This window comes from Pseudomonas sp. TWR3-1-1 (assembly GCF_049896545.1).
Classification (GTDB): Bacteria; Pseudomonadota; Gammaproteobacteria; order Pseudomonadales; family Pseudomonadaceae; genus Aquipseudomonas; species Aquipseudomonas weihenstephanensis.
Window position 1 is genome coordinate 1 of record NZ_JAFCUO010000001.1, and the last position, 15374, is coordinate 15374.

At 53.1% G+C, this 15374-nt stretch carries 11 protein-coding genes, 4 tRNA genes and 1 rRNA gene; all 16 read left to right on the forward strand.

Going from position 1 to position 15374, the window contains the following annotated elements:
* The first annotated feature begins 70 nt into the window (after positions 1 to 70).
* Positions 71 to 186: ribosomal RNA gene (gene rrf / locus ACP7A4_RS00005) — 5S ribosomal RNA — on the forward strand.
* A 303-nt stretch (positions 187 to 489) separates the two neighbouring features.
* Positions 490 to 1437, forward strand: a complete 948-nt coding sequence (gene birA, locus ACP7A4_RS00010; protein WP_426245027.1) for a bifunctional biotin--[acetyl-CoA-carboxylase] ligase/biotin operon repressor BirA — start codon at positions 490 to 492, stop codon at positions 1435 to 1437.
* Positions 1427 to 2170 (forward strand): pantothenate kinase, encoded by a 744-nt coding sequence (locus ACP7A4_RS00015; protein WP_426245029.1) that lies wholly within the window; start codon positions 1427 to 1429, stop codon positions 2168 to 2170. Before birA ends, ACP7A4_RS00015 begins: the two co-directional genes overlap by 11 nt.
* Before the next feature lie 7 nt (positions 2171 to 2177).
* Entirely contained in the window at positions 2178 to 2615 is a 438-nt protein-coding gene (locus tag ACP7A4_RS00020) for a hypothetical protein (RefSeq protein WP_426245031.1), read from the forward strand.
* 141 nt (positions 2616 to 2756) lie between these two features.
* Positions 2757 to 2841: transfer RNA gene (locus tag ACP7A4_RS00025), tRNA-Tyr, on the forward strand.
* Between the two features lie 24 nt (positions 2842 to 2865).
* Positions 2866 to 2939: transfer RNA gene (locus ACP7A4_RS00030), tRNA-Gly, on the forward strand.
* A gap of 26 nt (positions 2940 to 2965) precedes the next feature.
* A tRNA-Thr gene (locus ACP7A4_RS00035) sits at positions 2966 to 3041 on the forward strand.
* Between the two features lie 245 nt (positions 3042 to 3286).
* Positions 3287 to 3362, forward strand: a tRNA-Trp gene (locus ACP7A4_RS00040).
* Positions 3363 to 3407: 45 nt separating this feature from the next.
* Positions 3408 to 3776, forward strand: coding sequence for a preprotein translocase subunit SecE (gene secE / locus ACP7A4_RS00045; RefSeq protein WP_048362303.1), 369 nt, complete (start codon positions 3408 to 3410; stop codon positions 3774 to 3776).
* Positions 3777 to 3785: 9 nt separating this feature from the next.
* Positions 3786 to 4319, forward strand: a complete 534-nt coding sequence (gene nusG, locus ACP7A4_RS00050) for a transcription termination/antitermination protein NusG (RefSeq protein ID WP_048362304.1) — start codon at positions 3786 to 3788, stop codon at positions 4317 to 4319.
* A gap of 120 nt (positions 4320 to 4439) precedes the next feature.
* Complete coding sequence (gene rplK, locus ACP7A4_RS00055; protein ID WP_048362305.1) at positions 4440 to 4871, forward strand: 50S ribosomal protein L11; 432 nt, start codon at positions 4440 to 4442, stop codon at positions 4869 to 4871.
* Positions 4871 to 5566, forward strand: coding sequence for a 50S ribosomal protein L1 (gene rplA / locus ACP7A4_RS00060; protein ID WP_048362306.1), 696 nt, complete (start codon positions 4871 to 4873; stop codon positions 5564 to 5566). The genes rplK and rplA overlap by 1 nt, the downstream gene beginning before the upstream one ends.
* Positions 5567 to 5763: 197 nt before the next feature.
* Positions 5764 to 6264: a 50S ribosomal protein L10 gene (rplJ, locus tag ACP7A4_RS00065; protein WP_048362307.1), complete on the forward strand. Its 501-nt coding sequence runs from the start codon at positions 5764 to 5766 to the stop codon at positions 6262 to 6264.
* Positions 6265 to 6342: 78 nt separating this feature from the next.
* Positions 6343 to 6708, forward strand: coding sequence for a 50S ribosomal protein L7/L12 (gene rplL, locus ACP7A4_RS00070; protein ID WP_019409897.1), 366 nt, complete (start codon positions 6343 to 6345; stop codon positions 6706 to 6708).
* Positions 6709 to 6927: 219 nt separating this feature from the next.
* Positions 6928 to 11001 carry a DNA-directed RNA polymerase subunit beta gene (gene rpoB / locus ACP7A4_RS00075; protein ID WP_048362308.1) on the forward strand — a complete coding sequence of 1358 codons (4074 nt, stop codon included), beginning with the start codon at positions 6928 to 6930 and terminating at the stop codon, positions 10999 to 11001.
* Positions 11002 to 11065: 64 nt separating this feature from the next.
* Positions 11066 to 15265, forward strand: coding sequence for a DNA-directed RNA polymerase subunit beta' (gene rpoC, locus ACP7A4_RS00080; RefSeq protein ID WP_048362309.1), 4200 nt, complete (start codon positions 11066 to 11068; stop codon positions 15263 to 15265).
* The last annotated feature ends 109 nt before the right edge of the window (positions 15266 to 15374 follow it).

Consider the following 15374-nt stretch of genomic DNA (forward strand, 5'->3'; position numbering starts at 1 on the left):
ACACCGAAAACTATCACATACCCAATTTGCTGAAGCGAAGCCAACTGGCTACGACTCAGTACCCGAATTTCTTGACGACCATAGAGCATTGGAACCACCTGATCCCATCCCGAACTCAGCAGTGAAACGATGCATCGCCGATGGTAGTGTGGGGTTTCCCCATGTGAGAGTAGGTCATCGTCAAGATTAAATTCCAGAATCCCTGTCTGCTCACGCAGACGGGGATTTTGTTTGTGCGCTCGAAAAATATTCTTGATCCAAATAGCTGAATATTTGCGTTGTCTTCAGCGTATATGGAGACCCAGGTGCTCCCACGTTATGTAACTAATACCTAGGCATCGATGGCGCTACAGTTTCCTAATTTCAAGCATTGGCTGCATCGGGATCGGTACGGCGCCACCAAATCTTGGATAGTGCAATCCAGCGCTTTTCTATGCAGTGACGTTGTCCGTCGTTATCATGCGTACCTGATTGCGAGGCGATACGTGCATGCTGACGTTGTTGAAGCTCCTTAAAGATGGTCGTTTTCATTCTGGACAAGCTCTAGGTGCCGCGCTAGGTATCAGTCGCAGTGCCGTATGGAAGCAGCTCCAGAAGTTAGAGGTCGAATTGAACCTGCCTATTCATAAAGTTCGTGGTCGTGGCTATAAATTGGCTGCACCGCTTGAGCTTATAGATCAAGGGACATTGGCGGATTCTCACTATCCTATGTCGATATTTGAGTCACTGGACTCCACCAACGCAGAGGCATTGCGTGGGGTTTCTGCGGGGAGGGCGGCGCCTTTTGTTGTCGTGGCTGAGCAACAAAGTGCAGGTCGTGGGCGACGCGGTCGCAAGTGGGTTAGTCCTTTTGCTCAAAATATTTACTACAGCTTGGTGCTTAGGATGGATGGAGGCATGCATCAACTGGAAGGGTTGAGTTTAGTTGTAGGCCTGGCTGTAATGAGTGTTTTGCGAAGTTATGACTGTTTAAGTGTGGGGCTTAAGTGGCCAAACGATTTGTTGGTCGGTAATAAAAAGATCGCGGGTATTTTGTTGGAGTTGGTGGGTGATCCAGCGGATGTGTGTCATGTGGTCATCGGTATTGGTATCAACGTAAATATGAAGGCGACAAACGAGGTTGACCAAGCGTGGACATCAATGCGATTGGAGACGGGCAAGGAGGTGAATCGTAATCTCGTTATTTTGACGCTGAGTGAGACCTTGCAGATCTATCTTGAGCGTCACGCTAAGCTAGGTTTTTCTGCCGTTCAGGCTGAGTGGGAGTCAAATCACCTGTGGGCTGGGCGTGAGGTTTCACTGATTGCCGGTGTTAACCAGGTGAATGGAACTGTCATCGGTATAGATCCGCAGGGCGCATTGCGCTTGAGGGTGGAAGGTCAGGAGAAAGTATTCAGCGGCGGTGAGCTGAGCTTGAGGTTGCGCAATGATTCTTGAAATGGATTGTGGCAATAGTTTTATCAAGTGGCGGGTCTTGGATCGCGAGACGGTCTTAGGTTCGGGTATAGCTGACTCAGCAACTGAATTGATAGCCGCCGTGTCAGGTAATCATGATCTAAAGATTACTCATTGCCGTATGGTTAGCGTGCGCAGTGATGAGGAAACTGCGTGTTTGGTTGCTGTGCTGAGAGCTGAATTTTCTGTTGCCGTGATGTGCGCAAGCCCTGTCCGGGCCGTGGCAGGTGTCACGAATGGTTATGAGGACTTCGAGCGTCTAGGGCTGGATCGCTGGCTGGCAGTGGTGGGCGCGTTTGAGCTGTCCAAAGGTGCGTGTTTGATTTTGGACCTAGGTACGGCAGTGACCGCAGATTTTGTTGCGGCAAATGGACGGCATCTGGGTGGGTTTATTTGCCCTGGTCTCCCGCTGATGCGAGATCAGCTGCGTACACATACGCGACGGATAAAGTATGACGATCATTCTGCCGAGCAGGCTTTGCTGAGCAGCACTCCAGGTCGTACTACTGTTGAGGCGGTCGAGAGGGGATGCTTACTGATGCTTCGCGGATTTGTCCAGACTCAACTCCAATTGGCCCATGAATATTGGGGGGAGGAATTCGAGGTATTCCTTACTGGTGGGGATGCGGATTTGGTGATGTCTGCACTACCCCAGGCGCACCTGGTAAAAGATCTTGTTTTTGTCGGCTTGGCTACAGCTTGTCCTTTGTCTTGAGGTTTCTATGCGTTGGCTGTTCCTACTGCTAGTGGTGCTCAATATTTTCTACTATGTGTGGCGTCAGCAAGAGGCGCCTCCTAGGGTTAAGGAGGTCGCCTCTCTGGCGCTGTACAAAGGCAGCAAACAAGATATTCAATTGCTTAAGGAGGTCCGTCCCATAGCGCCAGGAGGGGAGGTCGTTGCGCCGCTAAGCACGTGCTTCCACCTGACTCTTCCAATCGATGGAGCTTCGCTGAGTATCATTCGCCAGAGGCTCGCAGAGACAGATGTTGCAAGCGAATTAACCGTTGATGGAGATGCGGGCGCGCCAAGCTATCTGTTCAAGATCAGCGCGCAAGGGGATGAAAAAAAGCCTGAAGTTCTTTTGCAGAATCTTGCTAATGAATTCAATGACTTCAAATACGAAAAAAAGGACTGCGGGGGGGTTGCAGCTGCCGGATAGTTTGCATAGAATGGCGCCCGCTCCACAGTGAACACCTAAAAGGGTTTTTGATGTGAAGTGTGTAAGTCGCCTAAGTTGATGATTTAGTTAACAAAAGCGGTTGACATAAGGTTGAAATGATGTAGAATTTCGACCAGCTCAGGAGGGGTTCCCGAGCGGCCAAAGGGATCAGACTGTAAATCTGACGTCTACGACTTCGAAGGTTCGAATCCTTCCCCCTCCACCATATTTATATCGGTCAGCATGTTTTGCGGGTGTAGTTTAGTGGTAGAACCTCAGCCTTCCAAGCTGATGATGCGGGTTCGATTCCCGCCACCCGCTCCATAACATGCTGGTTTAGAGAAGGTTTTGCTCTTGTAGCTCAGTTGGTAGAGCACACCCTTGGTAAGGGTGAGGTCAGCGGTTCAAATCCGCTCAAGAGCTCCATATAACAAGGCAGATATGAAAATATCTGCCTTTGTTTTAGTGGGCTGAATAGCTTGCCTGGAGTGTTTGCTGGTGGGCTGTTGGTTGGGTCTGCTGCTCTGGTTGGTGATTGCTTTTGTGGGTGGCACGCATTCTGCTGCTAGCAAGGTTTTCAGGTTGTCTCATGATCTGATTGCAAAAGTATTCGCATTGTTTGTTGAAAAGTCTCTCTCGGGTCGGCATAATCGGCGGCTCGATAATGTTTTAGGTCAGTAGCTCAATTGGCAGAGCGACGGTCTCCAAAACCGTAGGTTGGGGGTTCGATTCCCTCCTGACCTGCCAGATTCGTACAATGCATCTGGCTTTCTTTTCACAGGATCCTCTTTGATGACTCCCAAGGCTGAAGTTCAAGGCTCTCGCTTCGATCTCCTCAAGTGGCTAGTAGTGGTTGCGCTTGTCGTGGTTGGCGTTGTTGGGAATCAGTATTATTCTGGTTCGCCGATCCTGTATCGCGTCATCGCACTTCTTGTGATTGCTGCTGTTGCTGCCTATGTGGGTTTGCAGACTGCAAAAGGCAAGTCGTTTGCTGTCCTGGTAAAGGAAGCTCGTGCTGAAATTCGTAAAGTCGTATGGCCAACTCGCCAAGAAACTACGCAGACTACGTTGATCGTGGTGGCTGTTGTTCTTGTTATGGCGTTGCTGTTGTGGGGTTTGGATTCCCTGCTCGGCTGGCTCGTTTCCTTGATTGTTGGCTAAGGGTGTCCCGTGGCTAAGCGTTGGTACGTAGTGCATGCTTATTCGGGTTACGAAAAGCATGTTATGCGCTCTTTGATTGAGCGTATTAAGCTGGCAGGCATGGAAGAAGGCTTCGGCGAAATTCTGGTTCCCACTGAAGAAGTGGTTGAAATGCGTAATGGCCAGAAACGCAAAAGTGAGCGCAAGTTCTTCCCTGGTTATGTGTTGGTCCAAATGGACATGAACGAAGGTACTTGGCACTTGGTCAAGGATACCCCTCGTGTCATGGGCTTTATTGGTGGCACCGCTGACAAGCCAGCACCGATCACAGACAAAGAAGCAGAAGCGATTCTGCGACGTGTTGCTGATGGCAGTGATAAGCCTAAGCCGAAAACACTGTTCGAGCCGGGTGAGGTTGTTCGTGTGACCGACGGCCCGTTTGCTGATTTCAATGGCACGGTAGAAGAAGTTAACTACGAAAAGAGTCGCATCCAAGTGGCTGTGCTCATTTTCGGTCGTTCCACTCCGGTGGAGCTAGAGTTTAGCCAGGTCGAAAAGGTCTAGCTGAATACGCATCCCAACCCCATGGCTTAGGCTGTGGGGTTTTGTCGTCACTGGGATAAACACGCAAGTAACCGGGGAGCCTTTTAATTTAGGCGTCTGAACCCGTAATTGGAGTGCCTCATGGCCAAGAAAATTACCGCTTACATCAAGCTGCAAGTGAAGGCCGCTCAGGCTAACCCAAGCCCACCTGTTGGTCCGGCTCTGGGTCAGCACGGTGTGAACATCATGGAATTCTGCAAGGCTTTCAACGCCCGTACTCAGGGTATTGAGCCAGGCCTGCCGACTCCAGTGATCATCACTGTATACAGCGACCGTAGCTTCACATTCGAAACTAAGTCGACTCCTGCTTCGGTTCTGCTGAAGAAAGCGGCTGGTTTGACTAGCGGTTCCGCTCGTCCAAACACCGTTAAGGTTGGCACTGTTACCCGTGCTCAGCTGGAAGAAATCGCGAAAACCAAAAACGCGGATCTGACTGCAGCTGATCTGGATGCAGCCGTGCGTACCATCGCCGGCTCTGCTCGTAGCATGGGCCTTAACGTGGAGGGTGTGTAATGGCTAAGCTGACTAAGCGTCAAAAGGCAATCGCCGGTAAAATCGAAGCTGGCAAGTCCTACAACTTTGTAGACGCTGCCGCTCTTCTGGCTGAGCTGTCGACTGTTAAGTTCAGTGAGTCTTTTGACATCGCTGTTAACTTGGGCGTAGACCCACGTAAATCTGACCAGGTTGTTCGTAGCGCGACTGTGCTGCCACACGGCACTGGTAAGACTGTACGTGTAGCTGTGTTCACACAGGGCCCGGCTGCTGAAGCTGCTCTGGCGGCCGGCGCTGATCGCGTTGGTATGGACGATCTGGCTGCCGAAATGAAAGGCGGCGACCTGAACTATGACGTAGTAATTGCATCCCCGGACGCAATGCGTGTTGTAGGTCAGTTGGGTCAAATCCTGGGTCCACGTGGTCTGATGCCTAACCCTAAGGTTGGTACTGTAACTCCAGACGTTGCTACCGCGGTTAAAAACGCCAAAGCTGGTCAGGTTCGTTATCGCACCGACAAAAACGGTATCATCCACACTTCCGTTGGCAAGGTCGGCTTTGATGCTGTCCAGCTGAAGGAAAACGTTGAAGCCCTGATCGCTGATCTGAAGCGTATCAAGCCTGCTTCCTCGAAAGGTATTTACGTTAAGCGCGTTACCCTGAGCACCACTATGGGCCCAGGCTTGGTCATCGACCAAGGTTCTCTGGACGCGTAAGACAAAGTTGGCGCAGTTAAATGTGCCAATTGAAAGATTGGGGTCCCTGCCTGGCGGGGGCTATCCAAGACCGTAGGCGGTGAAAGCCTTAAACCTCAAGCCTACGCAGATGGTGCTCCCGGTTCCTTACCGAATCAGACACCAAAACGACATTCAGCCTCGGCTGAATGAAACGGTAACAAGCAGGAGTTAAACCCGTGGCAATTAAACTCGAAGACAAGAAGGCCATCGTCGCTGAAGTCAACGAGGCTGCCAAAGTTGCCCTGTCTGCTGTTGTGGCTGATGCCCGCGGTGTGACAGTAAGCGCTATGACCGGACTCCGTAAAGAGGCTCGTGAAGCAGGCGTTTACGTACGTGTTGTACGTAACACTCTGCTCAAGCGCGCAGTTGCTGACACTGACTACAGTGTTCTCAACGACGTGTTCACTGGCCCGACCTTGATTGCATTCTCCAACGAACATCCTGGCGCTGCTGCCCGTTTGTTCAAAGAGTTCGCTAAGGGTCAGGATAAGTTCGAGATTAAGGCAGCTGCGTTCGAGGGCAAGTTCCTCGCAGCTAACCAAATCGACGTACTGGCAACACTGCCGACCCGTAACGAAGCTATTTCGCAGCTGATGAGCGTGATTCAAGGCGCTACCAGCAAGCTGGCTCGTACTCTGGCTGCAGTTCGCGAGCAAAAAGAAGCTGCTGCAGCCTAAGGCTGAGCATTTTCTCTCGCGTATTTTTGTTTATTTCGATGGCCGCGTAGGCCGTCCCCCAATTCAGGAAATACAGCAATGTCTATCTCCCAAGACGATATCCTCAACGCCGTAGCTGAAATGTCGGTTCTGCAGGTTGTTGAGCTGATCAAAGCTTTCGAAGAAAAATTCGGCGTTTCGGCTGCCGCTGCTTCTGCTGGTCCAGCTGCTGCTGCCGCTGTTGTTGAAGAGCAAACTGAATTCAACGTCATGCTGCTGGAAGCTGGCGAGAAGAAAGTTAACGTGATCAAGGCTGTTCGTGAGCTGACTGGTCTGGGCTTGAAAGAAGCCAAGGCAGTAGTTGACGGCGCTCCAGCTATGGTATTGGAAGCTGTTGCTAAAGACGCAGCTGACAAAGCCAAGGCTACCTTGGAAGAAGCAGGCGCTAAAGTCGAGCTGAAATAAGCATCGACCTTGCGTATCCAGCCCAGGCGTTAAGCTGAGGCTGATGGCTGGTGGCTCATGCCACCGGCCTTTTTCCGTTATTGGCTGCCGACTGGGTCGGCGTCTCTAACGTGCTGTAACCACCCTGTGCGGTGGAGCAAACCAAGGGGTTTGCACGATTTTCTGGCTGCTCCCGTCGGGAGAGGCCAAACAAGCAGGTGACCAAGCTGGGGAACGCTGATGGCTTACTCATATACTGAGAAAAAACGTATCCGCAAGGACTTTAGCAAGTTGCCGGACGTCATGGATGTGCCGTATCTCTTGGCAATCCAGCTGGATTCGTATCGTGAATTCTTGCAGGCGGGAGCGACTAAAGATCAGTTCCGCGACGTGGGCCTGCATGCGGCCTTCAAATCCGTTTTCCCGATCATCAGCTACTCCGGCAATGCTGCGCTGGAGTATGTCGGTTATCGCTTGGGCGAACCGGCGTTTGATGTCAAAGAATGCGTGTTGCGCGGTGTAACGTACGCCGTACCTTTGCGGGTAAAAGTTCGCTTGATTATTTTCGACAAAGAATCGTCGAATAAAGCAATCAAGGACATCAAAGAGCAAGAAGTCTACATGGGTGAAATTCCCCTGATGACTGAAAACGGTACCTTTGTAATCAACGGTACTGAGCGTGTAATTGTTTCCCAACTGCACCGTTCCCCGGGCGTGTTCTTTGACCACGACCGCGGCAAGACGCACAGCTCCGGTAAACTGCTTTATTCCGCTCGCATCATCCCGTACCGCGGTTCTTGGTTGGATTTCGAATTCGACCCTAAAGACTGCGTGTTCGTGCGTATTGACCGTCGTCGCAAGCTGCCTGCATCGGTATTGCTGCGCGCGCTGGGCTACACCACTGAGCAAGTGCTGGACGCGTTTTACACCACCAACGTTTTCCACGTTCAAGGTGAAAGCATCAGCCTGGAGCTGGTTCCTCAGCGCCTGCGCGGTGAAATTGCGGCCATCGATATTACCGATGACAAAGGCAAGGTGATTGTTGAGCAGGGTCGTCGTATTACTGCTCGTCACATCAACCAGCTGGAAAAAGCCGGTATCAAAGAGCTCGTTATGCCTCTGGACTACGTCCTGGGTCGCACAACGGCCAAGGCTATCGTGCATCCGGCAACTGGCGAAATCATTGCTGAGTGCAACACCGAACTGACCACTGAGATTCTGGCTAAAATTGCCAAGAGCCAGGTTGTTCGTATTGAAACGTTGTACACCAACGATATCGACTGCGGTCCGTTCGTCTCCGACACTCTGAAGATCGACTCCACCAGCAACCAATTGGAAGCCCTGGTCGAGATCTATCGCATGATGCGTCCCGGCGAGCCGCCAACCAAAGACGCTGCCGAAACCTTGTTCAACAACCTGTTCTTCAGCCCTGAGCGTTATGACCTGTCTGCGGTCGGCCGGATGAAGTTCAACCGTCGTATCGGTCGTACCGAAATCGAAGGTTCGGGTGTGTTGTGCAAAGAAGATATCGTCGCGGTACTGAAGACTTTGGTCGACATCCGTAACGGTAAAGGCATCGTCGATGACATCGACCACCTGGGTAACCGTCGTGTTCGCTGTGTAGGCGAAATGGCTGAAAACCAGTTCCGCGTTGGCTTGGTACGTGTTGAGCGTGCGGTCAAAGAGCGTCTGTCGATGGCTGAAAGCGAAGGCCTGATGCCGCAAGACCTGATCAACGCGAAGCCAGTCGCTGCCGCGGTGAAAGAGTTCTTCGGTTCCAGCCAGCTTTCCCAGTTCATGGACCAGAACAACCCGCTGTCCGAGATCACCCACAAGCGCCGTGTTTCTGCACTGGGCCCGGGCGGTTTGACGCGTGAGCGTGCCGGCTTTGAAGTTCGTGACGTACACCCGACTCACTACGGCCGTGTTTGCCCTATTGAGACTCCGGAAGGTCCGAACATCGGTCTGATCAACTCCTTGGCTGCCTATGCGCGCACCAACCAGTACGGCTTCCTTGAGAGCCCGTACCGCGTGGTGAAAGACGCTCTGGTGACCGACGAGATCGTTTTCCTGTCCGCCATCGAAGAAGCTGATCACGTGATCGCTCAGGCTTCGGCCACGATGAACGACAAGAAAGTGCTGGTCGACGAATTGGTAGCTGTCCGCCACTTGAACGAATTCACCGTTAAGGCGCCGGAAGACGTCACCTTGATGGACGTATCGCCCAAGCAGGTAGTGTCGGTTGCAGCGTCGCTGATCCCGTTCCTGGAGCACGATGACGCCAACCGTGCGTTGATGGGTTCCAACATGCAGCGTCAAGCTGTACCGACCCTGCGCGCTGACAAGCCGCTGGTAGGTACCGGCATGGAGCGTAACGTAGCTCGCGACTCCGGCGTTTGCGTCGTGGCTCGTCGTGGCGGCGTAATCGACTCTGTTGATGCAAGCCGTATCGTGGTTCGTGTTGCTGATGACGAAGTTGAGACTGGCGAAGCCGGTGTCGACATCTACAACCTGACCAAATACACCCGATCCAACCAGAACACGTGCATCAACCAGCGTCCGCTGGTTCGCAAGGGTGATCGTGTTCAGCGTAGCGACATCATGGCCGACGGCCCGTCCACCGATATGGGTGAACTGGCATTGGGTCAGAACATGCGCATCGCGTTCATGGCCTGGAACGGTTACAACTTCGAAGACTCCATCTGTTTGTCGGAACGAGTTGTTCAAGAAGATCGCTTTACCACGATCCACATTCAGGAACTGACCTGTGTGGCGCGTGACACCAAGCTTGGGCCTGAAGAGATCACTGCGGACATCCCTAACGTGGGTGAAGCTGCACTGAACAAACTGGACGAAGCCGGTATTGTTTACGTAGGTGCTGAAGTTGGCGCTGGCGACATTCTGGTGGGTAAGGTCACTCCGAAAGGCGAGACCCAGCTGACACCAGAAGAGAAGCTGTTGCGTGCAATCTTCGGTGAAAAAGCCAGCGACGTTAAAGACACTTCCCTGCGTGTACCTACCGGTACCAAAGGCACGGTAATTGACGTTCAGGTTTTCACTCGTGACGGCGTAGAGCGTGATGCTCGTGCCCTGTCGATCGAGAAAACCCAGCTGGACGAGATCCGCAAGGATTTGAACGAAGAGTTCCGTATCGTTGAAGGCGCCACTTTCGAACGTCTGCGCTCTGCACTGGTTGGCCGTATTGCCGAAGGTGGAGCTGGTCTGAAGAAAGGTCAGGAAATCACCCATGAAATCCTGGACGGTCTTGAGCATGGTCAGTGGTTCAAACTGCGCATGGCTGAAGATGCTCTGAACGAGCAGCTTGAAAAGGCTCAGGCTTACATCATCGATCGCCGTCGTCTGCTGGACGACAAGTTCGAAGACAAGAAGCGCAAACTGCAGCAAGGCGATGACCTGGCTCCAGGCGTGCTGAAAATCGTCAAGGTTTACCTGGCAATCCGTCGTCGCATCCAGCCGGGTGACAAGATGGCTGGTCGTCACGGTAACAAAGGTGTGGTCTCCGTGATCATGCCGGTTGAAGACATGCCGTACGATGCCAATGGCACCCCGGTCGATGTTGTTCTCAACCCGTTGGGCGTACCTTCGCGTATGAACGTTGGTCAGATTCTCGAAACTCACCTGGGCCTCGCTGCCAAAGGTTTGGGCGAGAAGATCAACCTCATGATTGAAGAGCAACGCAAGGTCGCTGACCTGCGTAAGTTCTTGCATGAGATCTACAACGAAATTGGCGGTCGTCAAGAAAGCCTGGATGACTTCTCCGATCAGGAAATCCTGGATCTGGCGAAGAACCTTCGTGGCGGTGTGCCGATGGCCACCCCGGTGTTTGACGGTGCAAAAGAAAGCGAAATCAAGGCAATGCTACGTCTGGCAGACTTGCCGGACAGCGGCCAGATGGTGCTGACAGATGGTCGTACCGGCAACAAGTTCGAGCGTCCGGTTACCGTTGGCTACATGTACATGCTGAAGCTGAACCACTTGGTGGACGACAAGATGCACGCTCGTTCTACCGGTTCTTACAGCCTGGTTACCCAGCAGCCGCTGGGTGGTAAGGCACAGTTCGGTGGTCAGCGTTTCGGGGAGATGGAGGTCTGGGCGCTGGAAGCCTACGGCGCGGCATACACTCTGCAAGAAATGCTCACAGTGAAGTCGGACGATGTGAACGGTCGTACCAAGATGTACAAAAACATCGTGGACGGCGATCACCGTATGGAGCCGGGCATGCCCGAGTCCTTCAACGTGTTGATCAAAGAAATTCGTTCCCTCGGCATCGATATCGATCTGGAAACCGAATAACACGTGACGCGAATCGAGAGCGGGGCTGTGATGCCCGCTCTCTGCTCCGCCAGGAGGAAAGGCCTTGAAAGACCTACTGAATTTGCTGAAAAACCAGGGTCAAGTCGAAGAGTTCGACGCCATCCGTATTGGATTGGCATCGCCTGAGATGATCCGTTCGTGGTCGTTCGGTGAAGTTAAAAAGCCGGAAACCATTAACTACCGTACGTTCAAACCTGAACGTGACGGCCTGTTCTGCGCCAAAATCTTTGGCCCGGTCAAGGATTACGAGTGCCTGTGCGGTAAGTACAAGCGCTTGAAGCACCGCGGTGTGATCTGTGAGAAGTGTGGCGTTGAAGTTGCACTGGCCAAGGTCCGTCGCGAGCGCATGGCTCACATCGAGCTGGCTTCGCCAGTGGCTCACATCTGGTTCCTGAAATCGCTGCCGTCCCGTATCGGCTTGTTGATGGACATGACCCTGCGTGATATCGAACGCGTTCTCTACTTCGAGAGCTATGTCGTTATCGATCCGGGCATGACCACTCTGGAAAAAGGTCAGCTGCTGAACGACGAGCAGTATTTTGAAGCGCTGGAAGAGTTCGGCGACGACTTCGATGCCCGCATGGGTGCTGAAGCTGTTCGTGAACTGCTGCACGCTATCGACCTGGAACACGAGATTGGCCGTCTGCGCGAAGAAATTCCGCAAACCAACTCCGAAACCAAAATCAAGAAGCTGTCCAAGCGCCTGAAGTTGATGGAAGCCTTCCTGGGTTCCGGCAACCTTCCTGAGTGGATGGTGCTTACCGTTCTGCCGGTTCTGCCGCCAGATCTGCGTCCTTTGGTGCCGCTGGATGGTGGTCGTTTCGCGACTTCCGACCTCAACGATCTGTATCGTCGAGTGATCAACCGTAACAACCGCTTGAAGCGCCTGCTTGATCTGTCCGCTCCGGACATCATCGTGCGTAACGAAAAGCGTATGTTGCAAGAAGCGGTCGACGCCTTGCTCGACAACGGCCGTCGTGGTCGCGCTATTACTGGTTCCAACAAGCGTCCTCTGAAATCCTTGGCTGACATGATCAAGGGTAAGCAAGGTCGTTTCCGTCAGAACTTGCTCGGTAAGCGTGTTGACTACTCGGGTCGTTCGGTAATTACCGTAGGTCCGACCCTGCGTCTGCACCAGTGCGGTCTGCCGAAAAAAATGGCTCTCGAGCTATTCAAACCGTTCATTTTCGGCAAGCTGGAAATGCGTGGTCTGGCGACTACCATCAAAGCAGCCAAGAAGATGGTTGAGCGCGAGCTGCCAGAGGTTTGGGACGTTCTCGCTGAGGTTATTCGCGAACACCCGGTACTTCTCAACCGTGCACCGACCCTTCACCGTCTGGGTATCCAGGCGTTTGAACCGGTACTGATCGAAGGTAAGGCTATCCAGCTGCACCCGCTGGTCTGTGCTGCGTACAACGCCGACTTCGACGGTGACCAAATGGCCGTGCACGTACCGCTGACACTGGAAGCCCAGCTGGAAGCGCGTGCGTTGATGATGTCGACCAACAACATTCTGTCGCCAGCCAACGGTGAGCCAATCATCGTTCCGTCGCAGGACGTTGTATTGGGTCTGTACTACATGACGCGTGAAGCGATCAACGCCAAAGGCGAAGGTCGTGTGTTCGCTGACTTGCAAGAAGTTGACCGTGTATTCCGTGCTGGCGAAGCCGCACTGCATGCCAAGGTTAAGGTTCGCATCAGCGAAACCGTCAATGACCGTGATGGCGGCAGCGTGAGCAACACCCGTATCGTCGACACCACTGTCGGCCGTGCGCTGTTGTTCCAGGTTGTGCCAAAAGGTCTGTCGTACGACGTCGTCAACTTGCCGATGAAGAAAAAAGCGATCTCCAAACTGATCAACCAGTGCTACCGCGTGGTTGGTTTGAAAGAGACTGTGATCTTCGCCGACCAGTTGATGTACACAGGTTTTGCTTACTCGACCATTTCTGGCGTTTCCATCGGTGTTAACGACTTCGTTATCCCGGATGAAAAAGCGCGCATCATCGCGGCTGCAACCGATGAAGTGAAAGAAATCGAAAGTCAGTACGCCTCCGGCCTGGTAACCCAGGGCGAGAAGTACAACAAAGTAATCGACCTTTGGTCGAAAGCGAACGACGAAGTCTCCAAGGCAATGATGTCCAACCTCTCGAAAGAGAAGGTTATCGATCGTCACGGCGTTGAAGTTGAGCAAGAGTCGTTCAACTCGATGTACATGATGGCCGACTCCGGTGCTCGAGGTTCTGCTGCGCAGATCCGTCAGCTGGCCGGTATGCGTGGTCTGATGGCCAAGCCGGACGGCTCCATCATCGAAACGCCAATTACTGCTAACTTCCGTGAAGGTTTGAGCGTACTTCAGTACTTCATCTCCACTCACGGTGCTCGTAAGGGTCTTGCGGATACGGCCTTGAAAACGGCTAACTCCGGTTACCTGACGCGTCGTCTGGTAGACGTAGCTCAAGACTTGGTTGTGACTGAGGTTGACTGCGGTACCGAACACGGTCTGCTGATGACTCCGCACATCGAAGGCGGCGACGTTGTGGAGCCGTTGGGTGAGCGCGTTCTGGGTCGAGTTATCGCCCGTGACGTATTCAAGCCGGGCACCGAAGAAGTTATCGTTCCTGCGGGCACACTGGTAGACGAGAAGTGGGTTGAGTTCATCGAGCTGAACAGCATCGATGAAGTGATCGTGCGCTCGCCAATCAGCTGTGAAACGCGCTTCGGTATCTGTGCCAAGTGCTACGGCCGTGACTTGGCTCGTGGTCACCAGGTGAACATCGGTGAAGCTGTCGGCGTAATCGCTGCTCAGTCGATCGGTGAACCGGGTACACAGCTGACAATGCGTACGTTCCACATCGGTGGTGCGGCAAGCCGGACCTCTGCTGCTGACAGCGTCCAGGTCAAAAATGGCGGTACTGTCCGTCTGCATAACCTGAAGCATGTTGAGCGAGTAGACGGTTGCCTGGTTGCTGTGTCCCGTTCCGGTGAGCTGGCCATCGCTGATGACTTCGGTCGTGAGCGTGAGCGTTACAAGCTGCCGTACGGTGCCGTGATTTCGGTTAAAGAAGGTGACAAGGTTGACGCTGGCTCTATCGTAGCCAAGTGGGATCCGCACACTCACCCAATCGTTACCGAAATGAAAGGTACTGTGACCTACGTAGGCATGGAAGAAGGCATCACGATCAAGCGTCAGACTGACGAATTGACCGGTATGACCAACATCGAAGTGCTTGATGCCAAAGACCGTCCAGCTGCCGGCAAAGACATTCGTCCAGCCGTCAAGATGGTGGGTGTCGATGGTAAAGATCTGCTGTTGCCAGGTACTGACGTACCGGCTCAGTACTTCTTGCCAGCCAACGCCTTGGTCGGTGTAGCGGATGGTGCGGAAATCGCGATCGGTGACGTAATCGCTCGTATTCCGCAAGAAACTTCGAAAACTCGAGACATCACCGGTGGTCTGCCACGCGTTGCTGACTTGTTCGAAGCGCGTCGTCCGAAAGAAGCCTCTATTTTGGCTGAAGTCAGCGGCACCATCGCGTTCGGTAAAGAAACCAAAGGCAAGCGCCGTCTGGTTATTACCCCGAACGACGGTACTGATCCGTACGAAGAGCTGATTCCAAAGTGGCGTCACCTGAACGTCTTCGAAGGCGAGCAAGTGAACCGCGGCGAAGTTATCTCCGACGGTCCTAGCGATCCACATGACATCCTGCGTCTGCTGGGTGTGAGTGCGTTGGCCAAGTACATCGTTAACGAGATCCAGGACGTTTACCGTCTGCAAGGCGTAAAAATCAACGATAAGCACATCGAGACCATTCTGCGTCAGATGCTGCGTAAAGTTGAGATTGCCGAGTCGGGTGATTCCACCTTCATCAAGGGCGACCAGATGGAGTTGACTCAGGTATTGACCGAGAACGAGCGTTTGGGTGGCGAAGACAAATTCGTATCCAAGTTCACTCGCGTTCTGCTGGGTATCACCAAGGCATCGTTGTCGACTGAGTCGTTCATCTCTGCAGCCTCTTTCCAAGAGACCACACGAGTACTGACCGAAGCAGCGGTAACCGGCAAGCGCGATTATCTGCGTGGCCTGAAAGAAAACGTTGTCGTGGGTCGATTGATCCCGGCAGGTACCGGTTTGGCATACCACAGCGAGCGCAAGCGTCGTCGTGAAGCTGACAAACCGTTGCGCGTGAGCGCCAGTGAAGTGGAAGCTGCACTGACCGAAGCGCTGAACTCGAGCGGTAACTGAGTTCTGCGGTAAATGAAGGTAGGCCCCGGCTCTTCCGTTCATCGAATCGAGGTCATTAACCTCGGTTTGATGTGGCGTAAGGTCGGGGCCTTGCCTTGACTGGGGACAA

Excerpts from the sequence above, each read along its gene's own strand:
- rplL (WP_019409897.1), top strand. The coding sequence starts at position 6,343 with ATGTCTATCTCCCAAGACGATATCCTCAACGCCGTAGCTGAAATGTCG.
- rpoB (WP_048362308.1), top strand. The coding sequence starts at position 6,928 with ATGGCTTACTCATATACTGAGAAAAAACGTATCCGCAAGGACTTTAGC.
- ACP7A4_RS00015 (WP_426245029.1), top strand. The coding sequence starts at position 1,427 with ATGATTCTTGAAATGGATTGTGGCAATAGTTTTATCAAGTGGCGGGTC.
- secE (WP_048362303.1), top strand. The coding sequence starts at position 3,408 with ATGACTCCCAAGGCTGAAGTTCAAGGCTCTCGCTTCGATCTCCTCAAG.
- rplA (WP_048362306.1), top strand. The coding sequence starts at position 4,871 with ATGGCTAAGCTGACTAAGCGTCAAAAGGCAATCGCCGGTAAAATCGAA.
- birA (WP_426245027.1), top strand. The coding sequence starts at position 490 with ATGCTGACGTTGTTGAAGCTCCTTAAAGATGGTCGTTTTCATTCTGGA.
- ACP7A4_RS00020 (WP_426245031.1), top strand. The coding sequence starts at position 2,178 with ATGCGTTGGCTGTTCCTACTGCTAGTGGTGCTCAATATTTTCTACTAT.
- rplK (WP_048362305.1), top strand. The coding sequence starts at position 4,440 with ATGGCCAAGAAAATTACCGCTTACATCAAGCTGCAAGTGAAGGCCGCT.